Genomic DNA, 12330 nt, shown 5'->3' with positions numbered 1-12330 from the left:
GGTTGGAAGGAAGGGAAAGGAGCAGTGTACTAGAGGCAGCAAAGTTGGCAGACTCCGTACCATTGAATATTACCGCATTATTATCATTCTGCCCAGACAAAATTTTGTTATCTGTCTTTTGGCGAAGTTGACTTTTACCGTTTTGCCGCTGGCTAACTACTTACCCGAGTTTGCACTTTACAGGCTTTCTGACTGGAGTGTATTTCCCTGCCTTTTTGGCTTTACTCTCCGTATTTCCCCTGATTAGGCTGCCCAAACATTTGGCCCAAAATGAGAAAAGCCCCATCGACCTGCAACGATGGGGCTTTTTTTATAAAATAACGGATGCCGCAATAATAGAAGATAGAACTATATAGTACACAAATAGACGTGGGGCTGAATAGGCCTAGCGGGAGCTAACCACGAGGGTCTGTACCGCCACCCGGTGGCTAGCGGCATCCGTTACAACCACCTGGTAGATTCCGGCGCCTAGGCCAGTAGTGGGCAGCACCACCTCGCGGCTGGCTATATCTCGCTGTACTACTACCTGGCCTTGTCCATTGTATAGCACCACTTTACCGTTTTCTGCGCTGGTCTCAGGCAGCACCACCCGTACCTGCTCAGCACCCGATGCCGGGTTAGGATACAGCGCTACTTGTTGCGCCTGCGCCTTCCAGTTTACCACTACCACTTGTGAGTAGCTTTCCGTGCCATCAGCATCTACCTGACGCAGACGGTAGTAGAGCACTGTGGCTTGTTGCCGGCCAGCCTCTTCATCACGCAAGCTGTAGTCGCGGCGTTGGGTACTGCTGCCAGCGGCTGCCAGTCGTCCAATGGCTTTAAATTCTTTGCTACCAACTCCGGTGGCGCGCTCCACAGCAAAATAGCTGCTGTTGCGCTCTGAGGCTGTTTGCCAAGTTAGTTCTACTCCGTTGCTGGTCGCTCTAGCGTTAAATTGTACAAGCTCTACGGGTAGCGGAGCTGGTGCTACAATGTTGCTGGGGAAGCCCGTGGGCCGGTCATCTGCAAAGGCGTAATAGATTTTCATGGCGTCGAGGGCCGAAACTCCGCTGGCGACTTCCACTTCCACCCAATCAAAGTTTTGGGTAGTGGCAAATGCCACTTCCTGCCGCCCGTCGGCCAGTAACTCCAGGCTCAATAGACTTGAGCCACTGGCGCTTTCTACCAGGGTTCTTCCGTTAACACCCGAGTACGTATTAATGCGGATAGATGATAGCAGGTTGGCATCTAGCAAACCAGCGGCTCCCCCCAAAATCATACCTGCTGTGTTTCCGGCTAGGCCAGCCCCATTCAGCTTTACTTTCACGCGGGTGGTAGTACCTACGCCAACTCCGTTGTTTATCTGCGCGTAGTTGTTGTTCAGGTCAGCGTCTGCGGCATTTTGCGGGTTGGTAGTACCGCAGTCTACGCACAGTATGCTTCCCGATCTATATTGACTGGTCTGGACCTGGTTACTGGCGTTCGAGAAGTTAGAGAGGATGGGCTGCTGGTCGCGGAAGGCTCTGGGCTCGATGCCAAAACCGTAATAAATGCGCAAGTCATCCGCAATTCCAAGCAGGCTGTTTTGCCGAATTTCTACGCGGTCAAATTCCTTATTCGATGCGAAGCTAACGGCATACTGGTCGCCAGATAGCGCCTCCAGATCCAGGAGTTGAGCCCCCGAACCCGTTTCCTGCGGCACTCCTTTTAAATACGTCGTAATGGTGAGCCCCGACAGCACTTTTACATCGAGCAGGCTTCCGCTGCCAATAACAAATCCGGCCTGATACCCTGCCGGTGATTTACCCTCCAACTGCGTTTGCAGAGTGTTGGGGCAGTTAACGTTCAGCAATGACCCGAACGTAGCGTAGTTAGTAAGGTCTCCATCAACGGCATTATTAGGGTTGCTGATGTTGCTGTTAGCACAAACCGTTACGCCATTAGGCTGAATGGCCGTGCTATAATAGTTCGACAAGTTCTGATTGAACCGAGATACATAGCCAGTGGCCGTGGTGACCACATTGGCATCAATCCCATAGGCGTAGTATACATTTATATCATAGCTGACATTCAGAACTGCTCCCGCTTCTATCTCTATCTGGTTGAATGGTTTGCTAGCCACAAACTCAACCCGGCCGGGGGTTGAAGTTCCTAATACGGCTTTAGCCGCGTCGGTTACTACTTGCGCCTCCTGAAACTGGGAATTGCCGTTCGCATCCTTCAGGAATGTTCTGAGCACTACGGCCCCAATTGTAGAGAGGCCCGTGCTGCTTCCTATCATAACTCCCGCCCGATAATTTTTCGGCACAACGGCCGGCATATCCATCCGAATAGCCACTGGATAGAGCAACAGTGGCATACGCATGGTAGCGAAGCTGGTAAGGTCTGCATCTCCTGCGCGTGCAGCATTGTCTACATTGCCGTAGCAAATGTTTTCGGCTAGAGGGCCTACACCTATAGTAGTGCAGGTGCGGTAGCCTTGGGCTTTATTTGAGTAGTAGGGTGTGCCAGCAGCCTGCACCCAGCTGCCAAGGCCTGAAAACAGCACCAGTAGGCAACCGATGCTCAGTACGCGAGTGAATAGCATTGATCTCATGTGGCAGGAGTAATAGTGAGCAATAGTAGAAGCAGTGTTACTGAGTATGAGAGCGTTACTGCTTCAGCCAGTCAATTCTGCTACCATTATTTAGGCATTAGCATTTTCCACTGATAATCAAATAGTTATATCAATAAGCAGGCGCCTATATAATCCCATATAGAGATTCAATTTCTCATTCAGGGAAATTTTGGTAAGCCCGTATTTCCCGCTTATACTCGCAACCCTACGTACTGTTCACTCCACTCTGAGCTACTGAAAACTCTTAAGCCGAAATAGGATTTTACTTAGTCACATTCTGCGTATGTAGAAGTTGCATTAAGGCTCTTTCGGCTCATGCATCCCCCTACTCCAATGAGCACCTCACAATCGGTCTCCATTTTTATTGTTGAAGACAACGTCTGGTACGGCGAGCTACTAGAATATAAGCTCGCGCAAAACCCAGATTACAGTATTCGGCGGTTTACTACCGCCCAGGCTTGCTTGGATCACTTAGTCGAGAAGCCCGACATTATTACCCTAGATTACTCGCTCCCCGACGGGCAGGGCGACCAAGTACTCCGCCAGATTCGGGAGCGGCTGCCCGAGGTTGCCGTGATTGTCATCTCGGGCCAGGAGGATGTTCGTACCGCAATTGGGTTGCTTCGACAGGGGGCTTTCGACTATCTGGTTAAGGATGAAGAAACTGTAGACCGCCTCTGGAACACAGTGAGCAACATCCGTAAGCAGCTGACGCTTACTCGGGAAAACAACCGACTGCGGGAGCAGATTGGTCAAAAGTTTTCGCCTGAGCGCGCTATTTTGGGCGAGAGTCCTCAGATTCAGCAGCTCTACGGCTTAATTGATAAAGCTGCCCGCACCAACATCACAGTTTCCTTAAGCGGAGAAACGGGTACTGGTAAAGAACTGGTAGCCAAGGCAATTCACTTCCGTTCGGAACGGCGGGAAGGAGCCTTTGTGGCGGTTAACGTGGCTGCAATACCGCGCGAGCTAATAGAGAGTGAGCTGTTTGGGCACGAAAAAGGAGCCTTTACGGGGGCGGTTAACCGCCGCATTGGTCGGTTTGAGGAAGCCCACAAAGGCACACTTTTCCTCGATGAAATTGCCGACCTAGAGCTGAACCTGCAAGCCAAACTGCTGCGAGTGCTGCAAGAGCGCGAAGTAACACGCGTGGGCGGTAATGCACGCATTCCGTTTGATGCGCGCCTCATGGTGGCCACCCACCGCGACCTAGGCCAGGAGGTGAAGGAAGGCCGTTTCCGGGAAGACCTGTATTACCGTCTGCTAGGCCTGCCCATTATGCTGCCGCCGCTCCGGGAACGTGGGCAAGATGTGCTGGTGCTAGCCCAGGCCTTCTTGCATGAGTTCTGCGAGCAAAACCACATGGCTGCTTGCCAACTCTCCTCCGCCGCGCAACATAAGCTGCTACAGTACCCTTTCCCCGGCAACGTGCGGGAGTTGAAAGCCGTGATGGAGCTGGCCGCTGTATTAGCTGACGGCGACACTATCCAACCCCAAGACCTATCGTTGCGGAACGGAGCAGCTAACGGGACCGAAACCAGCAACGGCATTACAAACGAGTCGTTGCGGACGCAGATGGCTAACATCGTGCAGAGTTACCTAGATGCTCATAACGGTAATATTTTGCAGGTTGCTGCCAAATTGCAGATCGGTAAGTCCACTATCTATCGTATGGTACAGAATAATGAGGTCCGCTTGCGCTGACCAATTCCGTTATTCTACTACTCTATGACTTCCATCAGCCACCGGCACTTAGCTCGCCTGCTCCGCCGTACTCAACAGGCCTACCGGGATGCTCAGCAGTCTTCCCAGCACGCACAAGTACAGCTGAAAGAGTTTACAAACCGCTCGCAGGCGGCGGCAGCGCAGGCGGCGGCGCTGCTCCAAACCATGAGCACGGCCATTCTGGCCGAAGACTACCGGCACACCATCACGCTCCTCAACCAGCGGATATGTGACCTGTTTGGGCTACCAGAAGCGCCAAGCTACTACGTGGGCAAGTCGAGCGAGGCGTTGCTGGAGAACGGCTCCGTGGGCTTCCTGAACACCGCCCAGTTTCAGGAGGCCCGGCGGAGGGCCACCCTAGGCCAGCAGCGCGAAAGTGGGGTGTTGTTTAAGCTCAACAATGGCACCATCATTCAGCAAGATTACCTCCCGGTAGTGCAGAATGGGCAAACGGTGCTGCACATTTGGAGCTACGAGGATGTAACGGTACGTCAGCAGGCCCAGGAGCGAGTACAAGAACTCTCCGACCTGGCCGAGCAGAGCCCCCAGCCCATTATTCGTTTTGATGCTACGGGGAAAGCTCGGTACGCCAACCCAGCAGCGGCCAAGGCCTTGGCTGCCCTCGAACTTCCCAGCGAGGCAACAGTGCGCAAGATTCTTTCAGAAGAAATCAACCATGCTCTGGACGAGAACCAGCCCCGCACATTTGAGCTGCGCCTAGATGGGGGCTTTTACCTCTGGACCGTTGCCCCGCTGGGCTGCGAGAATGGCGCCAATGTCTACCTGACCGATATTACCCTCCGCCGACAGGCAGAGGCAGAGTTGGTTAGGAACCAGCTGTTTACCCTTCGAATCAACGATACAGTGCCCAATATTGTGTTCCTATACGACATGGACACGGGCAAGCTGCTGTACTGCAACCGGCAGTGTGAGCAAATACTAGGATATACAGAAGCGGAGCTGAAGGGCATGGGCCCTGCGCTGGCCCGGCAGTTGCTGCACCCCGAGGACTTGCGCACAATGCAAAGCCGGCAGAAGCTACTCATAGCGCTGGAAGATAGCCAAGTTATCAGCTCGGAGTACCGGATGCTTCACCGCAATGGCCACTGGCGGTGGATGAGCCTGAAGAGCACTTGCTTCATGCGCAACGCGGATGGGCAAGTAACGCAGGTAGTAGGCTCGGTAGCTGACATTACGGAGCGGCGCACCACTGAGGAGCAGCTACGCCAGAGCCGCCTATTGATGGACCGTATCACGAACACGACCCCGAACCTGATCTACATTTTTGATGTCCGCCGGCAATCCACGGTGTACTGCAACAGCTACGTCAAAACAATGCTGGGCTACACGGAAGAGGAATTGCAGAACATGGGGCCGCGAGTATTGCCCAACCTGTTGCCTTCCGACCAACTGGACCGACTACGCGCGCATTTTGCCGAAGTGGCCCAAGCCGCCGATGGGGTTGTGCTGCACCTGGAGTTCTACCTATACCACCGCAATGGATCTGAGCGGTGGCTGCGGATTAGTACCACCCCGTTTGAGCGCGACGCGAAGGGCAATGTGCAACAGGTAGTAGGCTCGGCTGAGGATATTACGCGCTGGAAAGTAGCCGATGAACAGCGGCGCTCCGCTAACCGGCGACTGGCCGAGCAGAACCGTTTGTTCCGGCAGGTGATTGATACAGCTCCTAATCTTATTTACCTGAAGGACATTACCGGTAATTACGTGCTGGCCAACCAAGCCACAGCCCAGCTGTATAAGCTAACTGCGGAGGAGCTGGTGCAGACCCCGGTTGAGGAACTGGTAAAGATCTTTCCGGACATGCAGCGCTATCGGATTGCCGACGAGCAAGTAATCCGGACCCAGCAAGAGCTGGCGCAGGAAGACACCTTCGTCTCGGCGGAAGGGCAGGTACACTGGTTCAATAGCATCAAACGGCCCTTCCTGCTGGCCGATGGCACCGTGCAGGTGCTGGGTGTAGACAATGAAATCACGACGCTCAAGGAAACGGAGCGGGCTTTACAGAAAGCCAAAGAAATAGCAGAGGAAAATGCTCAGTCCCGCCAGAACTTCCTGACCAATATGAGTCATGAAATTCGCACCCCAATGAACGGTGTGATGGGCCTGACGGACCTTCTGGCTAAAACGCCTCTCGATGATCAGCAGCGGCAATACCTGCAGCACATTCGCCACTCCGCAGAAAATCTGCTGGTCGTAATCAACGACATTCTGGACATGGCACAGCTTGGCGCGGGCCGGATTCGGGTAGAGGCCATGCCATTCCAGCTAGATGAAGTACTGAAAGCTAGCTGCCAGTCATTGCTGCACACGGCCACGGAAAAAGGTATCAACTTACGCCTGCAGTTACCGCCTGCCGAGGTGCCGATGCGCGTGATTGGCGACCCATACCGCTTGCGCCAGGTGCTGCTGAACCTGCTAAACAACGCTGTGAAGTTTACCGAGCGAGGTGACGTGCTGCTTACCTGCCGGCGCGTGAGCAAACCCAACGAACCGCTACGGCTGCAGTTTTCGGTGCTCGATACGGGCATTGGTATTCCGGAACACCAACTGCAGGCCATGTTTGAGCCATTTGCGCAGGCGTCGGCGAGTACGGCCCGGGAATACGGCGGCTCGGGGTTGGGCCTGAGCATTTCGCGGGGCCTCATTGAATTACTCGGCGGGGAGCTAACGGCGGAAAGTCATCTGCACAAGGGAAGCACTTTCCGGTTCACGCTGCCGTTTGAGGTGGCTACTGATGAAGCACCCGTATTGGAGGCAGAGCCTATTACAGACTACCAGAGCTTGGGGCGCCGCCGCATACTGCTGGCCGAGGATAATGCCGTAAACCAGCTGCTAGTGCGCACCATGCTGGAAGGGTGGGGCCTGGAAGTAGATGTGGCCGGTTCGGGCCCGGAAGCGCTGGCCATGTTCCGTCGCCGGACTTACGACGTGGTGCTAATGGACATTCAGATGCCTGGCCTAGATGGCATGGCCACCACGCGCCTGCTGCGGGAGCATCCCGATGCGGCCCGCGCGGCCACGCCGGTAGTGGCCCTCACCGCCCACGCCATGCGGGGCGAGGCTGAGCGCTACCTACAAGCAGGCCTAGACGCCTACCTTTCCAAACCCTTCCGCGAGCAGGACCTGTTCCGCACAATTTCCAGTCTGCTGAATGGCGGAGTGCCGCCAACTCCGGAGCCCACCTCGTTACCAGAGCCTCAGCCCGCCGCCGAGGACACGGCCCCACTCTACGACCTGAGCGCACTTCGTCGGCACTCCAATTCCGACGAAGGCTTTGTGCGGCGCCTAGTGAACATCTTTATCCAAACTACTCCTGCGGTTGTAGCCAAACTGGAGGCTGGCCTGCACGACCAGAACCGAGTTCAGATTGCAGCGGCGGCTCACCACTTGAAAAGCTCCGTTGATGGCCTAGGCGTGCAACGCCTTCATCAGGTGCTACGCAATTTGGAAAAGGCCAACGCCGAGGTAGATACCCCTAGTTTTGAAGAGCTTGCCACTTGGGTTACGCAGGTACGCCAAACCACTGACGAGGCAATTAGCCAGCTGCGCGAGGAATTTCCGGCGTAAGCCTGTTAGTACGGCATGACGTCTTTGGGTAAGGTTCTTGACGCGGTAGTTATTGGAGCTGGGCAAGCGGGTTTGGCTGCTGCCTACTATCTGCAGCAGCGGCAGGCTTCTTACGTGGTGCTTGATGAGCGGCCGGCGGTGGGCCACGTGTGGGCTACCCGGTATGCTTCGCTGCGGTTGTTTTCACCGGCCTGGGCGAGTGGCCTACCTGGCCTACCCTGGCCCGGGAAGAGGTTGCGCTACCCAACCAAAGACGAAGCTGCAGACTACCTGCGCCAGTATGCCGAGCATTTTCACTTGGCCATTGAAACCGACCAGCGAGTAACCAACGTGCAGCCTACCACTACGGGTGAGTTTGAGGTGCATACGGCCGCTGGCAATTGCTACCACACGCGCCGGGTCATTGTGTGCACAGGGCCATACTCCACCCCCAGCATTCCGCCCTTTGCCACTAACCTCCCTCCTACCGTCAGGCAACTGCACAGCAGCGGGTACAATGAGCCCAGCCAGGTACCTGGTAACCCAGTGGCAGTAGTAGGCAGTGGTAACTCCGCCCTACAAATTGCCGCCGATTTAGCTACGCACGGCCACACGGTGTATGTAGCTTTCGATGAGAAAACGCCCGCCATGCCCAACAACACAGCCATGTGGGTAGGCTTGTTGAGTACTGGATTGCTGGAGGCACCCACTCAGAGCTGGCTAGGCCGCTTCATGCGCCGACAACCCGAGCCGGTTGTTCGCGCTGATTTGCGGCGGTTACAGCGCATGCCTACTGTGCAGTTTATTGGGCGGGCCATGGCAGCCACCGCCGAGGGTGGCCTAGTGGGGCGGGGTATTACGACGCCTACCTTGGCCGCCGTGGTATGGGCTACGGGGTACCGCCCCAACTATTCGTGGCTGCACTTGCCGGCAGCTCTTAGCCCCACCGGCGAGCCACGACACTCAAAGGGAATATCACCGGTACCTGGGCTGGCCTTCCTGGGCCTCGACTGGCTCAGTAGTCGTCGGTCCGCGCTAATGGGTGGGGCCGGAGCCGATGCCTGCTATGTGGTACAACAATTGCTGGAAAGCACATAATTATGCTGAAACTCCAGCATGGTTTTCGGGGTTAGTGTAGTGTACCTTGTACCAGATACTATTGGTGACTCAGTAGGTGTACCAGGAATTCTTTTTGCCTTAAATTCTCTTTTGTATGACGCTCCTGATTTTTTTCGGAATAATGCTGGTTACCGCTTTGCTGGCGCTTGACACGGTGAATAACGTGAAGGACATGCTGAAGCCCGTACCAGTTCGGGCAAACAACGGCCGCTAAGCTGCCTTGTCCTGACAAACAGAAAGCGCTCCGAACCTGGAGCGCTTTTTTTGTGACCAACCTAAAAAGGCAGCCGTGCGGGCTGCCTTTGCGGAGGAACTGACGATGACTTGCCTAGCGAATTACCAGTTTACGCATCTCACTGTCCGAATCGGTTTCCAGCTTGATGTAGTAGAGCCCACTGGTAAACTTACTCAAATCCAGCACCTTCACGTAACGGTCGTTCAGTTCTGAGAGGGATTCCCGATACAGCACTGAGCCAATTACGTTTAATACCCGTAACTCCAGCTTCCGCCCCTCAAACCCATTAATGGCAATATGCACAATCCCCGTGCTTGGATTTGGATACACCAACAGCGCCTTTTCTTCTCCAGTAGGGCGCACGGCTGTCTTAGCCACGGGCGTAGTGCTGGGTTGGGCCGCTGCCTGCGACACTGACCGCTGCAACATTCCGCCAACAAGTAGGGTGAGTAAGCAAAAGAAGCGTAAGCGTTTCATCATAAGGGCTCGTGAGGGTGAGATGCGTGGGAGCGCTGACTAGCAATAACGGGCGGCACTAAATTAGGTTGGCAAAGGTAATAGGGTATTTTGTTTGACCCATCGGAATATAACGCATCTTCGATAAAAGAACAGGTTTAATCTTCTGTTTCACCCCTTTACCTGACGAATAAAGTTGGACGTTGTCATTATCGGCGGAGGCCTAGCTGGTCTCTGTGCAGCCCTCGACCTCCTGGGACGCGGTTACGCAGTTACGCTGCTAGAGCGTCGGCAGTATCCCTTCCACCGGGTGTGCGGCGAGTACATCTCCAACGAGGTGCTGCCTTACTTAGAGCGCCTAAATGCTTCCCCCGATCAGCTGATGCCTGCCCGCATCAGCGAGTTTCAGCTTAGCTCGCCGGCTGGGCGGATACTAACCGCGCCCCTCGACCTGGGTGGATTCGGTATCAGCCGCTATGTACTAGATGAATATCTATACCAACTCGCGCAGGCCCGCGGTGCCGATGTGCGACTGGGCACCACCGTTACCGCCGTTCAGTATGAGGCAGCCACCGATGAGCACGTGGTAGAGCTATCGGATGGTCAGCGGTTGCGCGCCAGAGTGGCGCTAGGGGCTTATGGCAAGCGTAGCACTCTCGACCGGCAACTGCAGCGCTCATTCTTTCAGCAACGCTCGCCTTACCTGGGCGTGAAATACCACCTGCGCTACGACCAGCCCCGCGACCTGATTGCCTTGCACAATTTTGCTGATGGCTACGCGGGTATTTCCGCCATTGAGGATAACAAATACTGCTTCTGCTACCTGACTACGCGCCAAAAGCTGAAAGAACACGGCACTATTCCGGCCCTCGAAAAAAACGTGCTGGCCCGCAACCCCTTGCTTCGCCGCATCTTTCAGGAAGCGGAGTTTCTGTATCCGCAGCCCGAAGTAATCAATGAAATATCCTTCGCACCGAAACAGGCTGTGGAAGACCACGTGCTGATGTGCGGAGACGCGGCTGGCCTGATTACGCCGCTCTGCGGCAACGGTATGGCCATGGCCATGCACGGAGCCAGCGTGGCGGCCCATCACATTGCAAGATTTTTGGAAGGTGGCCTAGCACGCCCGGCGTTGGAGGCAGCCTACCAGTGTGAGTGGCAGCAGCACTTTGGTCAGCGCCTACGGGTGGGCCGGGCTATTCAGCACTTATTTGGCCAGCCCATACTAAGCGAGGCCGTTGTGGGTACGCTTCGTTTTTGGCCCGCAGGCATTCGCGCCCTAATGCAACGCACCCACGGCCAAGCGTGGTAGAGGCAACGCCTGCGAAGTGACCTAGCGCCTAAGGTCTTTTCGCCTAGCAGCGCCTCACTCACCTTACAGGATTTAGCATTTTGTAGTTAGAGGCAGCGCAGCGCAGGGAATTTGCGTAAACTTCGATTAATGACCAGCTACCTGTGTGCCATCGGCACTGCCAACCCGCCTCACCGTATTCCGCAGCCCCAGATTGCCAGCTTTATGGCGGGCGCTTTGCAGCTCAACGATGCCGATACACGCAAGCTTCGGGCGCTGTATCGGGTCTCGGGAATTGCACACCGCTACTCAGTTCTGCCGGACTACGGGCGCGAGCTAGGTCAGTATGAGTTCTTTCCAAACACCCCAGATTTGGAGCCCTTCCCAACGGTGGGCCAGCGCATGGCGCAGTACCGGCAGCACGCCCTCCCGCTCTCGGTGCAGGCCGTGCGAGAGTGCCTGCGCCAGCAGCCCACTCTGAGCTTGAGCGGTATCACGCACTTAGTGACGGTGAGCTGCACAGGCATGTACGCGCCAGGCCTGGATATTGAGCTGGTGGCCACGCTAGGCCTTAACCCCAATGTGCAGCGGACGTGCGTAAATTTTATGGGTTGCTACGCGGCTGTGAATGCCCTGAAGCTAGCCAATGCCTTCTGCCGCGCCGATAGCAATGCCCAGGTGCTGATTGTAAGTACGGAGCTTTGCACGCTCCATTTCCAAAAAAGCCACGAAGACGACCACTTAGTTTCTAATGCGCTGTTTGGCGATGGGGCGGCGGCGGCCATCGTGCTGGGTAAGCCCGCGCAACAAGGCGTTAGTCTGTCTCTTGAGGCCTTTCACTGTGGCCTAGAGCCTGACGGGCACCAGGATATGGCTTGGCACATCAACAATTTTGGGTTTGAGATGACGCTGTCGTCGTACGTGCCTCACCTGATTCAGCGGGGTATCCGGCACCTCACTGATCAGCTATTGGCTAACCTGCCCGTAGAGCTCTCCGATATTCATGCCTTTGCTATTCACCCGGGCGGCCGCAAGATTTTAGAAACCATTGAGCAGGAGCTAGGCCTCTCCACCCACGACAACCGGTTTGCGTACGAAGTGCTGCGCGACTACGGCAATATGTCGTCGGCGACGGTGCTGTTCGTTCTGCAGAAGCTCCTGCATAGCCTCTCCCCCACCGACGTGGGTGCCCCCGTGCTAAGCTTTGCCTTTGGACCGGGGTTAACCCTGGAAGCCATGCTGTTGAAAGTAGTAACGGCTGAAACGGTTGCTACCCAACAAAAAGCTGCCATTTATCCAGAGGCGTTGGCGGCTACTGCTAGTATCTAAGTTGGTCTTTTC

General features: G+C 55.3%; 7 protein-coding genes. 5 read left to right on the top strand and 2 right to left on the bottom strand.

Annotation, left to right across the window (positions count from 1 at the left end; genetic code table 11):
• Window positions 1-385 precede the first annotated feature (385 nt).
• Window positions 386-2566 carry a T9SS type A sorting domain-containing protein gene (locus EU556_RS02725; protein ID WP_210116208.1) on the bottom strand — a complete coding sequence of 727 codons (2181 nt, stop codon included), beginning with the start codon at window positions 2564-2566 and terminating at the stop codon, window positions 386-388.
• Between the two features lie 363 nt (window positions 2567-2929).
• Between EU556_RS02725 and EU556_RS02720 the strand changes: the two genes are divergently transcribed.
• Genes EU556_RS02720 through EU556_RS02710 form a run of 3 tightly spaced genes read left to right on the top strand, consistent with a single transcriptional unit; the run spans window position 2930 to window position 8986 of the window.
• Window positions 2930-4300, top strand: a complete 1371-nt coding sequence (locus EU556_RS02720; RefSeq protein ID WP_135430793.1) for a sigma-54-dependent transcriptional regulator — start codon at window positions 2930-2932, stop codon at window positions 4298-4300.
• Window positions 4301-4324: 24 nt separating this feature from the next.
• Window positions 4325-7909 (top strand): PAS domain S-box protein, encoded by a 3585-nt coding sequence (locus EU556_RS02715; RefSeq protein ID WP_135430791.1) that lies wholly within the window; start codon window positions 4325-4327, stop codon window positions 7907-7909.
• A 15-nt stretch (window positions 7910-7924) separates the two neighbouring features.
• Window positions 7925-8986, top strand: coding sequence for a flavin-containing monooxygenase (locus tag EU556_RS02710; RefSeq protein WP_135430789.1), 1062 nt, complete (start codon window positions 7925-7927; stop codon window positions 8984-8986).
• 349 nt (window positions 8987-9335) lie between these two features.
• On the opposite strand, the gene EU556_RS02705 is transcribed toward EU556_RS02710, so the two are convergent.
• Window positions 9336-9671, bottom strand: a complete 336-nt coding sequence (locus EU556_RS02705) for a T9SS type A sorting domain-containing protein (protein WP_167855421.1) — start codon at window positions 9669-9671, stop codon at window positions 9336-9338.
• Between the two features lie 223 nt (window positions 9672-9894).
• Here EU556_RS02705 and EU556_RS02700 point away from each other — a divergent pair, with 223 nt between their 5' ends.
• On the top strand, window positions 9895-11010 hold the full coding sequence (locus tag EU556_RS02700) for an NAD(P)/FAD-dependent oxidoreductase (protein ID WP_135430785.1): 1116 nt from the start codon (window positions 9895-9897) through the stop codon (window positions 11008-11010).
• 129 nt (window positions 11011-11139) lie between these two features.
• A complete protein-coding gene (locus EU556_RS02695) occupies window positions 11140-12318 on the top strand; it encodes a type III polyketide synthase (RefSeq protein WP_135430784.1) in 1179 nt (392 codons plus the stop codon).
• Window positions 12319-12330 lie beyond the last annotated feature (12 nt).

The sequence above is a fragment of the Hymenobacter fodinae genome (genome assembly GCF_004745825.1).
GTDB classification, from domain to species: domain Bacteria; phylum Bacteroidota; class Bacteroidia; order Cytophagales; family Hymenobacteraceae; genus Hymenobacter; species Hymenobacter fodinae.
This window is presented reverse-complemented; position numbering and strand designations above follow the sequence as displayed.